The 20,078-nt window shown below is 61.3% G+C and carries 21 protein-coding genes; 17 read left to right on the top strand and 4 right to left on the bottom strand.

Translation table 11 applies throughout. From position 1 onward, the window contains the following. Window positions 1–149 precede the first annotated feature (149 nt). The 4 genes from cobJ to cobG are packed head-to-tail and all read right to left on the bottom strand — an operon-like array spanning window position 150 to window position 4,576. Window positions 150–1,874 carry a precorrin-3B C(17)-methyltransferase gene (gene cobJ / locus CE491_RS25515; protein ID WP_110951101.1) on the bottom strand — a complete coding sequence of 575 codons (1,725 nt, stop codon included), beginning with the start codon at window positions 1,872–1,874 and terminating at the stop codon, window positions 150–152. Beyond that, entirely contained in the window at window positions 1,874–2,608 is a 735-nt protein-coding gene (locus CE491_RS25510) for a precorrin-2 C(20)-methyltransferase (protein ID WP_407681367.1), read from the bottom strand. Before CE491_RS25510 ends, cobJ begins: the two co-directional genes overlap by 1 nt. After that, the gene (locus CE491_RS25505) at window positions 2,605–3,231 is read right to left on the bottom strand and encodes a precorrin-8X methylmutase (RefSeq protein WP_110951100.1); all 627 of its coding nucleotides are present in this window, start codon (window positions 3,229–3,231) and stop codon (window positions 2,605–2,607) included. Before CE491_RS25505 ends, CE491_RS25510 begins: the two co-directional genes overlap by 4 nt. Beyond that, a complete protein-coding gene (gene cobG, locus CE491_RS25500) occupies window positions 3,224–4,576 on the bottom strand; it encodes a precorrin-3B synthase (protein WP_110951099.1) in 1,353 nt (450 codons plus the stop codon). The genes CE491_RS25505 and cobG overlap by 8 nt, the downstream gene beginning before the upstream one ends. 394 nt (window positions 4,577–4,970) lie before the next feature. On the opposite strand from cobG, the gene cbiE reads away from it, so the two are divergent. From cbiE to CE491_RS25415, 17 genes are all read left to right on the top strand, one after another. Next, window positions 4,971–6,173: a precorrin-6y C5,15-methyltransferase (decarboxylating) subunit CbiE gene (cbiE, locus tag CE491_RS25495; protein ID WP_110951098.1), complete on the top strand. Its 1,203-nt coding sequence runs from the start codon at window positions 4,971–4,973 to the stop codon at window positions 6,171–6,173. Then, the gene (locus CE491_RS25490) at window positions 6,173–7,270 is read left to right on the top strand and encodes a cobalt-precorrin-5B (C(1))-methyltransferase (protein ID WP_110951097.1); all 1,098 of its coding nucleotides are present in this window, start codon (window positions 6,173–6,175) and stop codon (window positions 7,268–7,270) included. Before cbiE ends, CE491_RS25490 begins: the two co-directional genes overlap by 1 nt. Further along, complete coding sequence (locus CE491_RS25485) at window positions 7,267–7,998, top strand: cobalt-precorrin-6A reductase (RefSeq protein ID WP_110951096.1); 732 nt, start codon at window positions 7,267–7,269, stop codon at window positions 7,996–7,998. The genes CE491_RS25490 and CE491_RS25485 overlap by 4 nt, the downstream gene beginning before the upstream one ends. Window positions 7,999–8,094: 96 nt before the next feature. Then, window positions 8,095–8,421: a type II toxin-antitoxin system RelE/ParE family toxin gene (locus tag CE491_RS25480; protein WP_110951095.1), complete on the top strand. Its 327-nt coding sequence runs from the start codon at window positions 8,095–8,097 to the stop codon at window positions 8,419–8,421. 12 nt (window positions 8,422–8,433) lie between these two features. Continuing rightward, window positions 8,434–8,757, top strand: coding sequence for a helix-turn-helix domain-containing transcriptional regulator (locus tag CE491_RS25475; protein WP_110951094.1), 324 nt, complete (start codon window positions 8,434–8,436; stop codon window positions 8,755–8,757). Between the two features lie 101 nt (window positions 8,758–8,858). Further along, a complete protein-coding gene (locus CE491_RS25470) occupies window positions 8,859–9,242 on the top strand; it encodes a DUF2946 domain-containing protein (protein WP_267894496.1) in 384 nt (127 codons plus the stop codon). Between the two features lie 53 nt (window positions 9,243–9,295). Next, entirely contained in the window at window positions 9,296–9,769 is a 474-nt protein-coding gene (locus tag CE491_RS25465; RefSeq protein WP_110951093.1) for a copper chaperone PCu(A)C, read from the top strand. A 39-nt stretch (window positions 9,770–9,808) separates the two neighbouring features. Next, the gene (locus tag CE491_RS25460; protein ID WP_110951092.1) at window positions 9,809–10,255 is read left to right on the top strand and encodes a DUF2946 domain-containing protein; all 447 of its coding nucleotides are present in this window, start codon (window positions 9,809–9,811) and stop codon (window positions 10,253–10,255) included. An 84-nt stretch (window positions 10,256–10,339) separates the two neighbouring features. Next, window positions 10,340–11,713 carry a PepSY-associated TM helix domain-containing protein gene (locus CE491_RS25455; protein ID WP_110951091.1) on the top strand — a complete coding sequence of 458 codons (1,374 nt, stop codon included), beginning with the start codon at window positions 10,340–10,342 and terminating at the stop codon, window positions 11,711–11,713. Between the two features lie 576 nt (window positions 11,714–12,289). Beyond that, complete coding sequence (gene urtA / locus CE491_RS25450; RefSeq protein ID WP_110951090.1) at window positions 12,290–13,555, top strand: urea ABC transporter substrate-binding protein; 1,266 nt, start codon at window positions 12,290–12,292, stop codon at window positions 13,553–13,555. 185 nt (window positions 13,556–13,740) lie between these two features. Next, window positions 13,741–15,330, top strand: coding sequence for an urea ABC transporter permease subunit UrtB (gene urtB, locus CE491_RS25445; RefSeq protein WP_110951089.1), 1,590 nt, complete (start codon window positions 13,741–13,743; stop codon window positions 15,328–15,330). Beyond that, window positions 15,330–16,409, top strand: coding sequence for an urea ABC transporter permease subunit UrtC (gene urtC / locus CE491_RS25440; RefSeq protein ID WP_110951088.1), 1,080 nt, complete (start codon window positions 15,330–15,332; stop codon window positions 16,407–16,409). The genes urtB and urtC overlap by 1 nt, the downstream gene beginning before the upstream one ends. Further along, the gene (urtD, locus tag CE491_RS25435; protein WP_110951087.1) at window positions 16,406–17,272 is read left to right on the top strand and encodes an urea ABC transporter ATP-binding protein UrtD; all 867 of its coding nucleotides are present in this window, start codon (window positions 16,406–16,408) and stop codon (window positions 17,270–17,272) included. The genes urtC and urtD overlap by 4 nt, the downstream gene beginning before the upstream one ends. 206 nt (window positions 17,273–17,478) lie before the next feature. Beyond that, window positions 17,479–18,177 carry an urea ABC transporter ATP-binding subunit UrtE gene (gene urtE / locus CE491_RS25430; protein WP_110951086.1) on the top strand — a complete coding sequence of 233 codons (699 nt, stop codon included), beginning with the start codon at window positions 17,479–17,481 and terminating at the stop codon, window positions 18,175–18,177. 47 nt (window positions 18,178–18,224) lie between these two features. Further along, window positions 18,225–19,070: an urease accessory protein UreD gene (locus CE491_RS25425; RefSeq protein WP_110951128.1), complete on the top strand. Its 846-nt coding sequence runs from the start codon at window positions 18,225–18,227 to the stop codon at window positions 19,068–19,070. Window positions 19,071–19,203: 133 nt separating this feature from the next. After that, entirely contained in the window at window positions 19,204–19,506 is a 303-nt protein-coding gene (locus CE491_RS25420) for an urease subunit gamma (protein ID WP_081563993.1), read from the top strand. Window positions 19,507–19,533: 27 nt separating this feature from the next. Then, complete coding sequence (locus tag CE491_RS25415) at window positions 19,534–20,073, top strand: GNAT family N-acetyltransferase (RefSeq protein WP_110951085.1); 540 nt, start codon at window positions 19,534–19,536, stop codon at window positions 20,071–20,073. The last annotated feature ends 5 nt before the right edge of the window (window positions 20,074–20,078 follow it).

The raw sequence follows: 20,078 nt of genomic DNA, 5'->3' as shown, positions 1-20,078 counted from the left end.
TCACAATGACGGGTTAAACGCAGGGAAATGATTCACCGGCGAGCAGCTGACGATTCCGCACGAACCAGGCGACAATTCTCGTCTGGCAGAGGCGTGTTCTTACGCATAAACGGAGGGATTCCCAAGCTCCCTCCTTTTATGCCGGTGACTCAGGAGGCCGGTTTGGCCCCGTACCAACGTGGCGTGTAGACCCAGTGCCGTCCCTCGGACCTCGGGAATGTGGTGGTCAGCGAAGAGCCGACCAGCACCATCGTGCGCATGTCCACCTGCTCGGGGGTCAGCTCTCCCAAGGTGATGACACGCAAGGTCTGCCCTGGACGACCGATGTCTCGCCCCAGGGTAACCGGGGTTTCAGGGGTTCGGTGCAGACGGACGATTTTCAGAGCGCGGCCAAGCTGCCAGGGTCGGGAGCGCGAGATCGGGTTGTAGAACGCCAGCGCCAGATCCGCTTGGCATGCCAGGTCCAGACGCTTTTCGATGACATCCCACGGCTTGAGGTTGTCCGACAGAGACATCACGCAGAAGTCGTGACCCAGCGGTGCACCTGCTTGGGCCGCCGTCGCCAGCGAGGCCGAGACGCCCGGCAGGATTTCCAGATCGACAGCGTGCCACCGCGGATCGGCGGAATCGTGTAGCGCTTCCAGGACGGCCGCTGCCATGGCGAACACGCCCGGATCGCCCGATGAAACCACCACCACCGAACGCCCCTGCGCGGCCAATTCGAACGCGTGGCGGGCGCGCTGCATTTCTTCGCGGTTGTCCGTGCAATGCAGAACCTGATCGGCACGAAACGGGCCGGCCATGCGCACATAGGTCTCGTAACCCAGCACGTCATTGGCCCGGGCCAGTTCGGCCTTGACCGCCGGAATCATGAATTGGGCAGCGCCGGGACCAAGTCCGATGACTGCCAGACGCCCTCTTGCCCGACCGATGTGTTCGATGTCCAGCGGCTGCGGCGCGACGGCAATGGCGATCCCATCGCGCGGGGTGATCGGTGGCAGCAATTGAGGCAGGACCTGCTGTGCCATGTCACTCGCCGATGCGCCGGAGGTGAAACGCAACGGGACACCCAGTTTCTGCGCCGCCACATGTAGCGCCTGGGTGGCCATTTGGGCGTCGCTCGCCAGCAGACAAGCAAGCGATTGCAGGGCGATGCGCGAATCGTGCAGCGTCGCTTTCACTGCCTCGACCAGGCTCTCTACAACCGCATCGACACTCGCATCGACGGCCACGAGGACATTGCGCGGGTAGATCAACAGCTCGTGAGCAGAAGGCTCGCGCTCGGCATAACCGACGTGAATCGCCAGTTGCGCATGATCGTCTTCCGGCAACTGCGCTTGGGTCAACCACGGCGCTGCACCTTCGATCCGTACGGTTTCACCGGACAGCAGATCGGAAACAAAACGCTTACCCAACTCCAGATCGCCCAAGGCATAACCGGAGGGCGGGTTGAGCAGACAGGTGCCGAAACGCAGCTCGCCGCTGGTAGTGATGGCGGCGTTGGTCTTCAAGCCCGCAGCGATCTCCCGCGCCATGACATTGACCCCGCCCAGCCCGCCCAGCAGCGGCACCACGGCGCTGCCATCTTCGGCGACCGCCAGCACCGGTGGCTCGGCGCCTTTCTCCAGCAACACTGGCGCGAGCGTGCGGATGACAATGCCCGCCGCACACAAGGCGATGATCGGCGTGTCCTGTTGATACAGGCCACGCAACGTCGCGCCGAACTCGGTATAGCTGCGATCAGCGCCTTCAACGCGGTCGGCCAGCCCATGAATCAGTGCGTCCGGGTAGAGCTGTTGAATCCGTCGCGCCGTATGCAACGCGCCCTTGCCAAGGATGACGATGGCCGGGGCCTTGATATTCGACGTGCCCATCAGCCTTGCCACCTTTCACCGGGAACGATGATCAGCGAGAAATACGGCGACGACATCGGATCGACTTCGGCCAGCGGCACGATCTTCTGATTGCTCATGGTTGCGCGCTCGACGTAGAGCGCACGCTCAGCCAGGCCGGTGTCCATCAGCACCTGACGCACCTTCGGCAGGTTGCGGCCCAATTTCATGATGACCGCCGCATCGGCATCCACCAGCTTGCGCTTGAGTTCATCGGCCGACAGCACACCGGACAACACCGACAGACTCTGATTGCGATAGACCAAAGGCGCGCCCAGTACCGAAGCGCCGCCAAGCATTGAGCAGACCCCCGGCACCACTTCAGCCTCGTAGCGCTCGGCCAGACGATCGTGCAGGTACATGTAGGAGCCGTAGAAAAACGGGTCGCCTTCGCAGATCACTGCTACATCGCGACCTGCGTCCAGATGCGCAGCCACGTCGAGGCTGGCGCTGTCATAGAAGTCGCTGATGATCTGCTCGTAGGACATTGGCGCCGGCAGCGCTTCGGTGGTCACCGGGTAGACCAGCGGCATCAGTGTCTGGGCATCTTGCAGGTGGGCTTCGATGATGCCGAAGGCGTTGCCCTTCTTGCCCTTGGCCACGAAATACGCCACCACCGGCGATTCGCGCAGCAGGCGCAGCGCCTTGACGGTGATCAGTTCGGGGTCACCGGGGCCGACGCCCAGACCAATCAATCGACCGCGAGCCTGCATCATTCGATCTCCGTGGCGAGGGCGTTGACCGCAGCGGCGGCCATGGCGCTGCCACCACGACGTCCCTGCATGATCACGTACGGCACGCCGCGGCTGTCAGCAGCGAGCATGTCCTTGGATTCGGCAGCGCCGACGAAGCCAACCGGAAAACCCAGAATCAGCGCAGGTTTCGGTGCGCCGGCATCGATCATTTCCAGCAGGTAGAACAGCGCGGTCGGCGCGTTGCCGATGACCACCACCGCGCCTTCCAGGTGTGGACGCCACAGTTCCAGCGCGGCGGCAGAACGGGTATTGCCCAGCTCGCGAGCAAGCTCGGGAACGCTTTCGTGCTTTAAAGTGCAGATCACCTGGTTGTTGGCCGGCAGGCGGGCGCGGGTCACGCCTTCGGCCACCATGTGCGCGTCACACAGGATCGGTGCCCCGGCGGCCAGCGCCTGACGTCCGGCGGCTCCGGCACCGGGCGAGAAACGCAGGCCCTCGACCGCATCGACCATGCCGCTGGCATGAATCACGCGCACAGCGAGCTTTTCCAGGTCGGCCGGGATGGTGTCGAGCCGGGCTTCGGCACGAATGATCGCGAAGGAGTTGCGATAGATCTCCTGGCCGTCGCGGATGTAATCAATCATCGGTGTTGCTCCGTGAGTCGGCGGTCAACAACGCACCGACTGCTTCAATAGTGAGGTCACGCCCACGCAACTCGCCGAATCCCGGCTGATCTGCGTGGCGAAAATACAAGTCATAACGGCCAGCGGAAACCGCCAACAAAGTGATCGGTGCCACGTGCGCAGCGGCGCAGGATCGGCTGCAACCTGACAGGTGCACGGCGGGGCTGACGCCTTGTTCTTGCAGATAGTCAGCCAGTTGCAGCGCGCCTGCCTTGGTCTCGGAAAGGCCTTTGCCACAGCCAAAGGAACCCGTGCAAGCGATTAGCTGCGACAGCGCCTGACCCGGATCGCACAACAACCCTGCTCCACACAGCCCCTCGAGGGCAGAAGCGCACTGATCGTGGGCAACGTTGCGCAACATCAGACTCTGCCAAGGTGTCATCGCCAGCGATCCATCGCCCAGTTCAACCGAGAGTGTTGCAGCGCTGCGCAACATGGACGGACTCAGTCGCCCCAAAGGCACGGCGCCGCCAACCGAGATCAAACCGGATTGGCGTTGAGGATAAAGCCCGATGTGGGCATTGGGCAGAGCAGGCGCACGCCGCCATGCGGTTATTTTTTGATCATGTCGAAGGGGAAGTTGCAAACGTTCCGCGAGCCGCTCAAGGAGACGCGCGGCGGACATTTCCTGGAGTAGATGGCGCATGCGGGTCTGCTCGGGGCGGGCATGTTCGAGGAACAGTTCCAGCACCGCCACTACCAGAGCGTGGCCCTCCTCCAGCGTTACGGCGGCTAGTGGCGACTCGGTCGCAGGACAACCGGCAAGGCCGAAACCCAACAGTGTTTCCCCGTTCACGTTCAACGCCGACAGCCACAGGTCATGGGGGTGCTCGAGCATCGCCAGGCCTTCGCCCGCATCCAGTGACAGGGCGAACTTGGGAGACAGCTCATGAAAACGCGGGTGAGTCTCCAACGAATGAAGCATCTGCGCCGCCAGCGGACGGGCGTCGAACAACTGCAGAGGATCGATGCCGACGGCGGGGCTGAGCATCAGATTGCGCACGTCATCGCTGGCCGGGTTTTTCGGCCCCAGCCCGGCATCGAGCAGCGTTGCGATCAAGCCATCATGATCCGCCGCGATACCGCGAATCTGCAGATTGCCACGGTTGGTGGCCTCGATCACCCCGCCGGCAAACCGCTCTGCAGCCTCGGCCACGGCAAACGCCTGCGCGGCCGTGATGACCCCGCCCGGCAGCTTGATCCGGCAGATGCCACCGTCCAGCGCCGGGACGATACGCAACAACCCCGGACAAGCCGAGGGGCGTAGAGGCGTGGCGGGCGTGCGAGCGGACAGCGGCTCGGTCAATGGGTCACCTGGCGTGGACGGGGTGGGCAAATGGGAAACGAATGGTTACAGGTGCCGTATTATGCCTGCTTTGGCGGCGGGCATGAAAAGGCGGTCTGTCGGATGGGCTCTGACGCGCAATCAGATAGGGATCTAGCCGTCTTGGCGAAGGTGGCGTTCTGAAGATCGGCACCGCCGGCAAGCCGTGCCACAGATTCAGCGGTGGGTCAGCCACTATTGGTGTCATTGACCCACCCGGTTCGTCAGCAAGCCGGCTCCTACAGTAAATCGATGTCTCTCGCGCATCGCCATTTCCAGCGCCGACCACGACGCCCCGCTGCCGCTGTATCATGCCGATCTTATTCACAGGCCGATCTGACAGGCCTGTCGCAAGCATTGGGTCTGAGGGCAATACATGTCGCCGTGGCTGACAGTGGTGGGAATCGGTGAGGACGGTTACAAAGGGCTGGGCAGGAATGCCCGGCACGCGCTGCTGCAGGCACGTCGGGTGTTTGGCAGCCCTCGTCAGCTCGATTTGCTGCCGCCGTGCATTCAGGCCGAACGTCGCCACTGGCCGAGCCCGTTTTCATTGCAACCTGTGCTTGAGCTGTCTGGCGAACCGATTTGCGTCATTGCCAGCGGCGATCCGATGCTGTTCGGCGTGGGGGTAAGTCTGTCGCGGCAGGTGCCCTTGGAGCAGATGCGCGTGATTCCGGCGCCCTCTTCCTATTCTCTGGCGGCAGCGCGGCTGGGCTGGGCATTGCAGGATGTGGTGACGCTATCGGTGGTCGCGCGGCCATTGGCGGCATTGAATGCACAGCTGCATCACGGTCTGCGCCTGTTGGTGTTGAGCAACGACGGCAGCAGCCCCGCCGCCATCGCGGCTCTGTTGCGTGAACGCGGGTTTGGCCCCAGCCGCATCACAGTCCTTGAGCACCTTGGGGGCACAGCGGAACGCCGGGTTGATGGCATTGCCAACGACTGGTCGAACGTTGAAATTGCGGCCTTGAATCTGGTGGCCATCGACTGCCGCGCAGCGCCAGACACCTTGCGTCTGTCGCCTCTAGGCGGGTTGCCAGACGACGCTTTCCGCCATGACGGCCAACTGACCAAACGCGACGTGCGCGCCATTACCCTCGCCCGCCTGGCCCCCGTTCCCGGCGAGCTTTTGTGGGACGTCGGCGCGGGCTGCGGCTCCATCGGCATCGAATGGATGCGCGCGCACCCAACGTGCCGTGCCATAGCGATCGAGGCCAACGAAGAACGGCAGCAACTGATCGAACTCAACCGTGATGCGCTGGGGGTTCCCGGCTTGCAATTGATTCGCGGACGCGCGCCCGATGCCCTGCAAGGGCTAGAACAACCAGACGCCATTTTCATCGGCGGCGGCGTCACCCACAGCGGCGTGCTGGACACGTGCTGGCAGCAGCTGCGTTCCGGCGGTCGGTTGGTGGCCAATGCGGTCACCTTGCAAAGTGAGGCGATGCTGGTGAACTGGCGCGAACAACAGGGTGGCGAGCTGACCCGCGTTCACCTCGCGTATTCCAAGCCGCTGGGCAAGTTCGACACCTGGCGTCAGGCGCTGCCGATCACCCTGCTCGAAGCGATCAAGCCCTGATGCGCGAGGAAACCGCCGAACAACCCGCGCCCCTGCGCAGCGGCCTGACAACGGGCAGCTGCGCGACGGCCACTTCGCTCGCCGCGGCGCGCCTGCTGCTGGCAGGCGAGGTCAACGACGCGATCGAGATCACGCTGCCCAAAGGCAAGCAGGTGCAGATGCGGCTGGAATTCTGCCGCGCTGTCGAGGGCGGCGCGCAGGCGGGCACGATCAAGGATGCAGGGGATGATCCGGACGTCACCCACGGCGCGCTGCTGTACTCGCACGTCCGCTTGATCGAGACGCCTGGGGTGGCTTTCGTCGCAGGTCCCGGCGTCGGCACCGTGACCCGCCCCGGTCTGGTGCTGGGCGTTGGCGAACCGGCGATCAACCCGGTTCCGCGACGAATGATGACCGAGCACCTCACACAACTGGCTGCCGAATTCAATTACGAGGGTGGTTTCGAAGTCACGGTCTGCGTGGAAAACGGCAGCGAGCTGGCACTCAAGACAATGAACCCGCGGCTGGGCATTCTCGGCGGCCTGTCGATTCTTGGCACCAGCGGCATTGTCCGGCCGTTTTCCTGCGCGGCCTATATCGCCTCGATTCATCAGGGCATCGATGTTGCCAAAACCAACGGCTACCAACACATCGCCGCCTGCACCGGCAACGCCAGCGAAGATACCGTGCGCCGGGTGTACAACCTGCCCGATATCGCTCTCATCGAGATGGGCGATTTCGTCGGTGCCGTGCTCAAGCATCTGCGCAAGGTGCCTGTGGATAAGCTCAGTCTGTGCGGGGGGTTCGGCAAGATCAGCAAACTCGCCGCCGGGCATATGGATCTGCACAGTCGGCATTCCAGCATCGACCTGGAACAACTGGCGCAGTGGGCGGGGGACGTGGGCGCCGATGCCGATCTGCAGCAGAAAATTCGCGAGGCCAATACCAGTCAGCAAGCCCTGGCGATGGCCGCAGCGGCGGGTGTGGCGTTGGGGGATGCGGTGTGTCGGCACGCACTGGATTTCGCCCGCAGCGTGGTGCCTGCGCAGGTGCAGGTCGAAGTGTTCGCCATCGACCGCCAAGGCGGCATCGTCGGGCATGCGGGGGTCTTTGAATGACGCGGATATTGCTGCTGGGTGGCGTCACTGAAGCGCTGGCAATTGCCCGCACACTGGCGCCGCAGCATATCTACAGCCTAGCGGGTGTCGGGCGGGTGCCGAGTGATCTGCGCTGTCGGGTTCGCGTCGGCGGATACGGCGGGGCTGCGGGATTGGCGCAATTCATAGAGGAAGAAGGCATCAGTCTGATCCTCGATGCGACCCATCCCTACGCCGCGCAGATCAGCCAGAACGCCGCAGCTGCTGCAAAACTCGCGGGTATCCCTTGCTGGGCCTTGCGTCGTCCAGCGTGGCAAGCCGGGCCTAACGATGACTGGCGCGAGGTGGCGGACTGGGCCGAACTCATCGCTGCACTGGCCCCCTTCAAACGCCCGCTGTTTACCCTTGGCCGCGAGCCGCTCGAGCATTTGCATGAAATACCCGAGCACCAGTTCTGGACCCTTCGTGCCCTTGATGTCTACCCCGGCAACGAACGCTGCGAAGTCATCGGTGCTCGCGGCCCTTTCGACCTTGAAGGTGAGCGCGCACTGTTCGAGCGCCGCAGCATCGATGTGCTGATCAGCAAGAACAGTGGCAGCACCGCGACCGAACCAAAGTTGGAAGTGGCGCGGGAGCGTAGGGTGCCGGTGGTGGTTTTGCAGAGACCGGTGTTGGTGGAGGTGGATCGGGAGTTTTGGAGTGTGGGAGACGTTTTGCACGGACTAGAAACATTTCAGGCAAACGCATAAATATGTAGCGCATTACTTGATCTGATCAGCGAGAAAATCGGTTTCCCAAAGAGCTGATGGCCCAAAAGGTAACGTAAGAGTTACCATGCATCCCAAATGATCATTGTTCAAGCATATCTATCCAAGGATCAGAAGAGCCCGTTTCACGACTGGTTCTCCACTCTACCGGTAGCCGCAGCGCTGAAAGTCAGCACTGCACTGGCAAGATTGGAGTCCGGCAACACATCCAATATCAAGTGGTTCGACGGCTTGGGCGAATATCGAATTAACTGGGGGCCGGGCTATCGGGTCTACCTGATCCAGGAAGGTAAGCGACTGATCCTCCTGTTCGGTGGCGGTACCAAATCGGGACAGACTGCAGATATCAAACGGGCCAGAACATTGATTGCCGATTACAAGTCTGAAAAAAAGCGAAAGACATGAGTGAGGTGCCTGATGGCTCTAACCCGCAGCTACAAATACTCAGTCAATGAGAGAATCCTGCGCGATCCAGAATTCGCCCAAGGTCTGCTCGACGAAGCAGGAACACTTTTTCTTAATGGAGAACCGGAGGTGGCCCGGATCATTCTTCGTGACCTGGTCAACGCTACGCTTGGTTTCGAAGCACTGGCGAAAGAGACGGACAAGCCGAGTAAAAGCCTGCATCGCATGCTTTCAGCAACTGGCAATCCAAGTATGGACAACCTGGCGGCGATATTCGCGGCAATGCGTTCCTGGCTGAACGTAAATATCGAAGTGCACGCAATTCCCGTCCACTGACCCAACGCTGCGACATAACGCCGCAGCGGAGCTTTTTACATCTCCCGGCCATTCAGGCTAAATGGCCGACATGAACCAACAACAAAAGAAGATCATCAGCCTTGAACGGCGCCGCCTTCGCCTGGGTGGCGTGTTTTGCGTTGCTGTTCGGCATGCTGGCGATGCCCATCACGCCGACTATGCCGCGCACGCAAGGTGAACAACTGGTGTGGGGAAGTTTCTGCAGCGGCAGCGGGACGCGTCTGGTGGCGACGTCTATCGGGCCGGTGGATCAGCGCATTCCCGATCGTAGCGACCATGTGCTGATGCAGCATTGCCCTTGCTGTTCCGGGGCGTTGTCGATGGTGGCGGTGCCGGCAGGTAATCAGTTGGGCTTTATCGTGTTCGTTCAGCCGCTACGCCTGCCGGATGCCATATTGGTGTTCCATGCGCCGCCTCGGGTGCTGTGGCCCAATCTCAACCCCCGCGCCTCCCCGCGAGTCTGATCGTTCGTTCACGCTGCACCTTGCGTACCTGAATGAATTGGAGACTCCTGCCGATGTTGAAAAAGATTCTGTTGCTGGCGGCATTGCTGCTGCCCGCCTGCTTTGCTCAAGCTCATGAATATGCAAAAGGCCAGCTGTCCATTGCCCATCCCTGGTCAATGGAGTTGCCACCGAACGCGCCTACGGTCGCGGCGTATTTCGTAATCAGCAATAAAGGCCCCGATTCCGATCGTCTGCTCAGTGTCGACAGCCCCATCGCCGGCACCGCTCAATTACATGAGCACGTGACCAAAGACGGCCTGATGAAGATGCAGCAGGTCGAGACCGTGGACGTGTCAGCGGGCGGCACCGTGACGTTTGCGCCCATGGCCTACCACGTCATGCTGCTGGATCTGAAAGATCGCTCGAAGCTGACGAACGGCCAGACTTTCCCGCTGACCCTTCATTTCGAAAAAGCCGGCGACGTGACCGTTCAGGTGATGGTGCAGAAACAGGCACCTGACGACACACCGGCCCACGCCCATTGATAGTCTTTTGATCTCCGACGCTGAACGCCCTTGAGCCGCATGTCCGCGATACGCAGCCGTAACGCCACCGAACCCCGCAAGCAATCGGGTGCGTGGCTGAGCCTGTTCGCCATGCTGATGATCTTCATCGGCCCGCTGATCTCGCAGTCAATGCCGATGGAACATCACACAGGGCTGCAGACGCCTGCGTCGATGGCCCCGGACATGGGCATCTCTACGCCGATGAACATGTCGGCCGACGCCCACAGCGGGCATCACGCAGCCACAGCTGAAACAGCGGGCGTCGATCACGTGCTGTGGGCCAAGTGCGGCTATTGCACCCTGCTGTTCAGCTGCCCGGCGCTGACTCAGACTCTGGCCGTCACGGCGCCCGTCCCGCCCAATCCCGCCGATTACTACAACGCAGGCCCGCAACAGGGCCACGCCCGGAGTAATGTCTTTCCCAACGCTCGCAGCCGCGCCCCGCCGTCTTCTTCCGTCGCCTGAACCTTGAAAAGATTCGTACCCGCTGACCGCCCTTGCGCTGTCTGCGTGCTGCGCCGTGCTTATCCCTGACGGGAGCGTTTCACCATGTCCAAACCAAACGTGTCGTTCTACAACCTTGCGTGGCGCTGGCATTTTTATGCCGGGTTGTTCGTCGCGCCTTTTATGATCGTCCTGTCGCTGACGGGGATCGTCTACCTGTTCAAGCCGCAGCTCGATTCGCTGATGTACAGCGACCTGCTGACGGTAAAACCTACCCATCACATGCTCAGTGCCGACGTGCAGCAACAACGTGTGCTCGGGGCCTACCCCAACGCGCCAATCAGCAAATACCTGCCACCGGTGAATGCGCAAAGCAGTGCGCAGTTCGTGGTGAAACAGGACGGTCGAGACGTGAACCTGTTCATCGACCCCTACAACGGCAGGATCCTCGGCACTCAGGATGCCAGGAACAACCTGCAAGCCATGGCTCGCGAGCTTCACGGCGAGTTGATGATCGGCACGGTCGGCGATCGCCTGGTGGAGCTTGCCGCCGGTTGGGGCATCGTGTTGGTGGTGTCCGGCCTGTACCTCTGGTGGCCGCGCGGGCGTTCATCAGCGGGTGTGCTCTGGCCACGATTGACCGCCCGGGGTCGCGTGCTGTGGCGTGATTTGCACGCGGTGGCTGGCTTCTGGGGCTCGGTGGCGCTGCTGTTCATGCTGCTCAGTGGCATGACCTGGACCGGCATGTGGGGCAAGGTTTACGCCGATGTATGGAACACCTTTCCGGCCGCAATGTGGAACGACGTGCCCAAGTCGGAAAAACAGGCAGGCGAGTTGAACACGGCCAGCGTGCAGACCGTGCCGTGGGCAATGGAAAACACGCCCATGCCGGTGTCTTCTGGGGATCATGCCGAGCACATGAATCACGCTGGCATGTCCAGCGCGCCTGCGTCGCCCACCATCACTTTGCAGCGGGTGGTCGATATCGCCAAAGAGCGCAAGATCGAACCCGGCTACAGCATCACCCAACCGAAAACCGCTGACGGTGTGTTTACGGTATCGGTGTTCGCGGACGACCCGCACAACGACGCCACGCTGCACATTGATCAGTACAGCGGCAAGGTGTTGGCCGATGTGCGTTACACCGATTACAGCGCAGTTTCCAAAGCGACCGAGCTGGGGGTGATGCTGCACGAAGGGAAGATGTTCGGCTGGCTGAATCAGTTGGCGATCCTGTTCATCTGCCTGATGGTGTTGCTCAGTTCGGTGAGCGGGATCGTGATCTGGTGGAAACGTCGGCCGCAGAATGGCTTGGGGGTTCCGCCGCTGCGCCACGACCTGCCACGTTGGAAAATCGCGACGGTAATGATGATTGCACTGGGCGTTGCCTTTCCGCTCGTCGGGATTTCCATGGTGGCGGTATGGTTGCTCGATCGGATAGCCCTTTCGCGCGCTGCCAAATCGGCGGCGACAGCTTAGATTGCGTCCCGCGGGGCCTGGAGCCTTTCGGGGTTGGTTTAGCGATGAACTGCTCATTTCCGTTTTCAGGGCCCGTCTTTTCCCTCTTTCCGAGCGTGCTTCTGGCTGAAGATCATAAGACCTGCCCGGGGTGCGCCACCTCGCTGACGATCTGCCGGAACCGGCAGCAGAACCTGTCCTGATAACTACGAAGGCTTCTGGTTTCACTGCCGCTGCGCGCCACATCGCGCAGGCGACGCTCCTACGGCCTGCGGCCAGAATCACTCGCCGCCGGCCCCCGCCTCCGTCCGAACGGCATGGAAGTCAGGATAGCCGACGATTTGTCGGAGGTCGTGTCCGACCGAAGCAACAGCAAACCTGTCGACCCAGACAACTCCCGCACCAGTCCGGCGCACTTGACGCACCACGCACTATTCCTCACCCCAATTTGGTGCGTGCCGCCAGCCTTGGGCGACGCTTTCATTCGATTTTGCGACCTTTTCAGCCTTGGCCCAGCCTTTGCTAAAGCCTAAGCAGACTTGATCCTGGACCGCCAACAGCAGTCATACCAAAAAAATCAAAGAATGGAGCTAGCCAATGAAGCGTCGTAGTTTGCTTAAAGCGTTCACCTTGTCTGCATCAATCGCCGCTATGGGTTTGACCTGGACCGCGCAGGCCGCCGACACCATCAAGGTCGGCATTCTTCATTCTTTGTCCGGCACGATGGCCATCTCCGAGACTTCGCTCAAAGACATGGCCCTGATGACCATCGACGAAATCAATGCCAAGGGCGGCGTCAACGGTAAGAAACTGGAGGCTGTAGTCGTCGACCCGGCGTCCAACTGGCCCCTGTTCGCTGAAAAAGCCCGTCAATTGATTACTCAGGACAAGGTTGCGGTAGTCTTCGGTTGCTGGACCTCGGTTTCGCGTAAATCGGTACTGCCGGTGTTCGAGGAGCTGAACGGCCTGCTGTTCTACCCGGTGCAGTACGAAGGTGAAGAGATGTCGCCAAACGTGTTCTACACCGGCGCGGCGCCTAACCAGCAGGCGATTCCTGCGGTCGAGTACCTGATGAGCGAAGACGGTGGCGCGGCCAAGCGCTTCTTCCTGCTGGGCACCGACTATGTTTATCCCCGCACCACCAACAAGATTTTGCGTTCGTTCCTGCACTCCAAAGGCGTGAAGGACAGCGACATCGAAGAGGTTTATACCCCGTTTGGCCACGCCGATTACCAGACCATCGTGGCCAACATCAAGAAGTTCTCGGCAGGCGGCAAGACAGCTGTGATCTCCACCGTGAACGGCGACTCCAACGTGCCGTTCTACAAGGAACTGGGTAACCAGGGCCTGAAGGCCACCGACGTTCCGGTGGTTGCATTCTCGGTGGGCGAAGAAGAGCTGCGGGGTGTCGACACCAAACCGCTGGTGGGCAACCTGGCTGCGTGGAACTACTTCGAATCGGTGAAAAACCCGGTCAACACCAAATTCGTCGCCGACTGGAAAGCCTACGCCAAGGCGCACAATCTGCCGAACGCCGACAAGGCCGTGACCAACGACCCGATGGAAGCCACCTACGTCGGCATCCATATGTGGGCGCAAGCGGCCGAGAAAGCCAAGTCCACCGACGTGGATAAAGTCCGCGAAGCCATGGCCGGCCAGACCTTCGCCGCGCCGTCGGGCTTTACCCTGGAAATGGACAAGACCAACCACCACCTGCACAAGCCGGTGATGATCGGCGAGATCAAGTCTGACGGTCAGTTCAACGTGGTGTGGAAGACTAAAGAGCCAATCCGCGCGCAGCCATGGAGTCCGTTCATTCCAGGCAACGACAAGAAGCCTGACTATGCGGTGAAGAGTAACTAAGCAGCACGCTGTCGGGCCGGAACTGATCCTCAGCCCGACACAACTCCCTTGTAGGAGCGCGCTTGCCCGCGATTGCGGTGTGTCAGCGACATCGATACCACAGATGTACCGCAATCGCGGGCAAGCGCACTCCTACGAGTTCCTCGCAAGACACCACGTCGTGCGGGTGCTTTCAGGACACCGATATGCCTAGATTTTTCTACCGCCTCATTCTCGCCCTGAGCCTGTTGCTGCCCTTCGCAGCCCATGCCAGCGATGCCGGCGACTTTGTCGCGGCCGAATCCTCCGAACGCGCTGAATTGCTGGAAGCCTGGGCCGCCAAGCCTGACCCGGCGCGCGTTGAATTGCTGATTGCTCTGCAGGAAGGCCGCGTGGCCGCCGACAGCAGCAATCGCGCCTTCATCCAGAATGGCGACAGCTTCACCGCCGTCGACCCGAATGCACCGGCCCTGGCCGACGCGCCCAACCCCGACGAGCCGCAGTCGATCAGCCTGAACAACCGTCTGCGCGGCCTGGTGGAAACTGCCCTGGCCAGTCACCAGTTGCTCGCCGCCGATGCCAAGCTGCGCCTGGCTGCCGCGCTGACCCTGCAAAAAAGCGCCCGCCCCGCTCAGTTGCAACTGCTCATGCAGCAAGCGGCAAGCGAAAAAGACGACTCCGTGCACTCGGCATTGACCCTTGCGTTGGCCAATCTGCAGTTGGTCGACAGCAGCCCCACCGTACGCCTGGCCGCCGTGCGCCTGCTCGGTGAAACCGGCGACCCGTTGGCGCGCACGCGTCTGGAAAACTTGCTCGAACCCAACGTCGAAACCGACCCGAGCGTGCGCCTGGCTGCTGAAACCAGCCTCGCTCAGGTCAAGCGCAAGCTGATGATCGGCGAAGTGATCGGGCAGGTGTTCAGCGGCATTTCGCTGGGCTCGATCCTGTTGCTGGCAGCGCTGGGCCTGGCAATCACCTTCGGGCTGCTGGGCGTTATCAACATGGCCCACGGCGAAATGCTGATGCTCGGCGCCTACGCCACTTACGTCGTACAGATCATGTTCCAGCGCTATGCCCCCGGCGCGATCGAGTTTTATCCGCTGGTGGCGCTGCCGGTGGCATTCTTCGTCACGGCCTGTATCGGCATGGCGCTGGAGCGCACGGTGATTCGTCACTTGTACGGCCGCCCGCTGGAAACCCTGCTCGCGACCTGGGGCATCAGCCTGATGCTGATCCAGCTGATTCGTGTGGTGTTCGGCGCGCAGAACGTCGAAGTGGCCAACCCCGAATGGCTGTCCGGCGGGATTCAGGTGCTGCCCAATCTGGTGCTGCCGTACAACCGGATCATCATCATTGCCTTCGCGCTGTTCGTGGTGGTGCTGACCTGGCTGCTGTTGAACAAAACGCGGCTGGGCCTGAACGTGCGCGCCGTCACTCAGAACCGCAACATGGCCGCCTGCTGCGGCGTGCCCACCGGGCGCATCGACATGATGGCTTTCGGGCTCGGCTCAGGCATTGCCGGGCTGGGCGGCGTAGCCTTGAGTCAGATCGGCAACGTCGGCCCTGATCTGGGCCAGAGCTACATCATCGACTCGTTCCTGGTGGTGGTGCTCGGCGGTGTCGGTCAGTTGGCCGGAAGCGTGATGGCAGCCTTCGGGCTGGGCATCGCCAACAAGATTCTCGAACCACAAATCGGCGCAGTGCTGGGCAAGATCCTGATCCTGGCGCTGATCATTCTGTTTATCCAGAAACGTCCGCAAGGTCTGTTCGCGCTCAAAGGACGGGTGATCGACTGATGAACCAGCCACTGATGGTTACCGCCGCGCAACGCGCTGGCACCAAAGTCACGATTTCGGTGGGCTCGGTCGTCCTCGCCCTGCTGATCGCCCTGCCACTGCTGTCGCTGTTGCCCGAAAGCAACGGCCTGCAAGTGTCGGCCTACACCCTGACGCTGGTGGGCAAGATTCTGTGTTACGCCATCGTCGCTCTGGCGCTGGATCTGGTGTGGGGCTACGCCGGGCTGCTGTCGCTGGGCCATGGCCTGTTCTTCGCTCTGGGCGGTTACGCGATGGGCATGTACCTGATGCGTGAAGCTTCGGGCGACAGCCTGCCGGCGTTCATGACCTTTCTGTCGTGGACCGAGCTGCCGTGGTACTGGATTGGCACCGAGCACTTCCTCTGGGCCATGTGCCTTGTGGTGCTGGCGCCGGGACTGCTGGCGCTGGTGTTCGGTTTCTTCGCCTTCCGCTCGCGGATCAAGGGCGTTTATTTCTCGATCATGACCCAGGCCCTGACCTTCGCCGGCATGCTGCTGTTTTTCCGCAACGAGACCGGTTTCGGCGGCAACAACGGCTTCACCAACTTCCGCAGCATTCTGGGCTTCAGCATCACCTCTCAGGGCACCCGCGCGGTGTTGTTCCTGCTGACGGTGCTGTTACTGGTCGGTAGCCTGTTCATGGGCTGGCGCCTGGCGCGCAGCAAATTCGGTCGCGTGTTGACCGCGGTGCGTGATGCGGAAAACCGCCTTATGTTCTGTGGCTACGATCCGCGCGGCTTCAAGCTGTTCGTCTGGGTGTTGAGCGCGGTGCTGTGCGGCCTGGCGGGTGCGCTGTATGTGCCGCAAGTGGGCATCATCAACCCAAGCGAAATGTCGCCGACCAACTCTATCGAAGCCGCCGTCTGGGTCGCTCTGGGCGGTCGCGGCACGCTGATCGGCCCGCTGCTCGGCGCCGGTCTGGTCAACGGCATGAAGAGCTGGTTCACCGTGGCCTTCCCGGAATACTGGCTGTTCTTCCTCGGTGCGCTGTTCATTGTGGTGACGTTGTACCTGCCCAAAGGCGTGATTGGCCTGATCAAGAAAAGGGGCGAGCAATGAAAAGCACTCCAACTCCCGCATTCGATCCGGCGCTGGATCCGACTCTTCATCCAAACAGCGACGCTGGCACCAGTCGCGACGCCATCGGCCTGGGTCAGGTCGCGGGCGAGGGTCTGAACACCCGGCACGGCACGATCCTGACCCTGGAAAACATCAGCGTCAGCTTTGACGGTTTCAAGGCCCTCAACGACCTGAACCTGTACATCGGCGTGGGCGAGCTGCGCTGCATCATCGGCCCCAACGGCGCGGGCAAGACCACGCTGATGGACGTGATCACCGGCAAGACCCGCCCCAGCCACGGCACCGCCTGGTTCGGCGAAACCCTGGACCTGACCAAGATGAGCGAAGTACAGATCGCCCAGGCAGGAATCGGTCGCAAGTTTCAGAAGCCGACGGTGTTCGAGGCGCTGAGCGTGTTCGAGAATCTGGAACTGGCGCAGAAGACCGACAAATCGGTGTGGGCCAGCCTGCGGGCCAAGCTCAGTGGCGAACAGCGCGGGCGTATCGACGAGGTGCTGGAGACCATTCGCCTGACGGCCTCGATGTCGCGCCAGGCGGGCTTGCTGTCCCACGGTCAGAAGCAGTTTCTGGAGATTGGCATGTTGTTGGTTCAGGACCCGCAATTGCTGCTCCTGGACGAGCCGGTGGCGGGCATGACCGACGCCGAAACCGAATTCACCGCCGAACTGTTCAAAACTCTCGCTGGCAAGCACTCGCTGATGGTGGTCGAGCACGACATGGGCTTCGTCGGCACCATCGCCGACCACGTCACCGTGCTGCACCAGGGCAGCGTGCTGGCGGAAGGTTCGCTGGAAGACGTGCAGGCCGATGAGCGAGTGATCGAGGTTTATCTCGGAAGGTAACGCGCTCTCTGTCCTCGGAAATGATGACAGATCATGATTTACCGATGGTCTCTGTGGGAGTGAGCTTGCTCACGAATGCGTCAGGTCAGCCTGCTCAGTATCGACTGACATCAAGTCTTCGTGAGCAAACTCACTCCCACGGCAGGACGGTGTTTTTCGGTCGTTCCCGCGCTCCGCGGGGGAACGATCACTGGGAGAGTTCGAACATGTTGCAAGTCGAAAAGCTTCATCAATACTACGGCGGCAGCCATATTCTGCGGGGCCTTTCTTTCGACGTGAAAATCGGCGAAGTGACCTGCCTGTTGGGCCGTAACGGCGTGGGCAAAACCACGTTGCTCAAGGTGCTGATGGGCCTTCTACCCGCAAAAGAAGGCGCGGTGCGGTGGGAGGGCAAGCCGATCACCGGGTTCAAACCCCACCAGCGCGTGCATTCCGGCATCGCTTACGTACCCCAGGGCCGGGAGATTTTCGGGCGGCTGACGGTGGAAGAAAACCTGCTGATGGGCCTGTCACGCTTCCCCGGCTCCGAAGCCAGGGAAGTGCCTGCCTTTATCTACGAGCTGTTCCCTGTGCTGTTGCAGATGAAGCAGCGTCGGGGCGGCGACCTGTCCGGTGGTCAACAACAACAGCTGGCGATCGGTCGCGCCCTGGCCAGTCGCCCTCGCCTGTTGATTCTCGACGAGCCGACTGAAGGCATTCAGCCGTCGGTGATCAAGGAAATCGGCGCGGTGATCAAAAAGCTCGCGGCCCGTGGCGACATGGCGATTCTATTGGTCGAGCAGTTCTATGACTTTGCTGCCGAACTGGCAGACCAGTACATCGTCATGTCTCGCGGCGAGATCATTCAGCAAGGTCGCGGCGAGAACATGGAAACCGAAGGTGTACGCGGTCTGGTCACTATTTAATGCACCGATCGGCTAAGGTAGACGCCTTCGAAAAACGTAAAGAAATTATGAATCTTCCTGCCCACACCGCCCTGTTCACGCCCAGCTGGCATGCCGAGCTGGAGCTGGGCTATGGGCGTTTCGCCGACACCACGCGACCGATCCAGCGCCGGCATAAAGGCCCGCTGCGGGTGCAGAAACACCTCTACGCCGAAGGCCCGCAGGTTTGTCAGCACATCATCGTTCATCCGCCGGGTGGGATTGCCGGAGGCGATCGGCTGGACATCAGCGTCAGCGTTGGTCCTGATGCCTGGGCGCAGTTGACCAGCCCCGGCGCGGCCAAGTGGTATCGCGCGGCGGGGCCTGCTTATCAGCAACTCGCTCTGAAAGTCGCCGCGGGCGCTACGCTGGAATGGCTGCCGCAGGAGACCATCGTCTTCAGCGAGGCTAAAGCGGAGCTGACGACCCGTGTTGATCTCGAAGGCGATGCCCGACTGTTCTACTGGGACGTGGTGGCGCTGGGGCGTCCGGCCAGTGGCGAGCGTTTCGATCAGGGGCATTTTCAGACGCATCTGGATATTCGTCGCGACGGCAAGCTGCTGTGGCATGAGCGTCAACGCATTCAGGGCGATGACGGGCTGCTGGATTCGCCGGTGGGCCTGGGCGGCAAACCGGTGTTCGCGACGCTGATCGTGACCGGAGAGATAGACGCAGAATTGATGGAGCGTTGTCGCGAACTGGCTGAACATTCGCCGGTGCACGGTGATTTGAGTCAGTTGCCGGGGCTGGTCGTGGCGCGTTGTCTGGCTGAAGAAGCCCTGCATGCACGGGCTTGGTTGATCGGACTGTGGAAGTTGCTGCGCCCTGCGCTGTTGGGTAGAGAGGCGGTGGCTCCAAGAATTTGGAGTACGTAGACGACACCGATCTCTGTAGGAGCGCTTGCCCGCGATATCGGTGTGCCAGGCGTCATCGGTATCGCGGGCAAGCGTGCTCCTACGAGGCTTCTCGCGCTCCTGACTTATATAAATATTTGAAACGGAAAAAACCATGGACCTGACTCCCCGCGAAAAAGACAAGATGCTGATCTTCACCGCTGGCCTGGTCGCCGAGCGGCGGCTGGCACGCGGTTTGAAGCTCAATTACCCGGAAGCGATGGCGTTCATTTCCGCCGCCCTGCTCGAAGGCGCGCGTGATGGGCAGACGGTCGCGGAGCTGATGCACTACGGCACCACGCTGCTGACCCGCGAACAAGTGATGGAAGGCATCCCGGAAATGATCCCCGAAATACAGGTCGAGGCCACCTTCCCCGACGGCACCAAGCTGGTCACCGTGCACCAACCGATTGCCTGAAACGCCTTTGAACAAGTGAAAACGGACATGACCTATACGATTCGTGACGCGCTGCTGACTGACATGCCTGCCGTGCTGGACATCTACAACGACGCCGTCCTCAACACCACGGCGATCTGGAACGAACAACCGGTGGACCTGGCCAACCGCGAAGCCTGGTTCGCCGCGCGTCAGACTCAGGGCTATCCAATTCTGGTGGCCGTCGATAGCGACGATCTGGTGCTGGGCTATTCGTCGTTCGGCGACTGGCGCCCCTTCGAAGGCTTTCGTCACACCGTCGAGCATTCGGTCTACGTGCGCGCCGATCAGCGCGGCAACGGATTGGGGCCGCTGCTGATGAAGGCGCTGATCGAACGCGCCAGGGCCTGCGACAAACACATGATGGTCGCGGCCATCGAAAGCGGGAACGCGGCCTCGATTCATCTGCATGAGCGTCAGGGCTTCATCACCACCGGGCAGATGCCACAAGTCGGCACCAAGTTCGGTCGCTGGCTGGACCTGACCTTCATGCAGCTGGACCTGTCGCCGGGCGCTTGCGCTCCGTCGTCTCAGGCGCCCGCCAAATAACCCTG

Source organism: Pseudomonas bohemica, assembly GCF_002934685.1.
GTDB classification, from domain to species: domain Bacteria; phylum Pseudomonadota; class Gammaproteobacteria; order Pseudomonadales; family Pseudomonadaceae; genus Aquipseudomonas; species Aquipseudomonas bohemica.
This window is presented reverse-complemented; position numbering and strand designations above follow the sequence as displayed.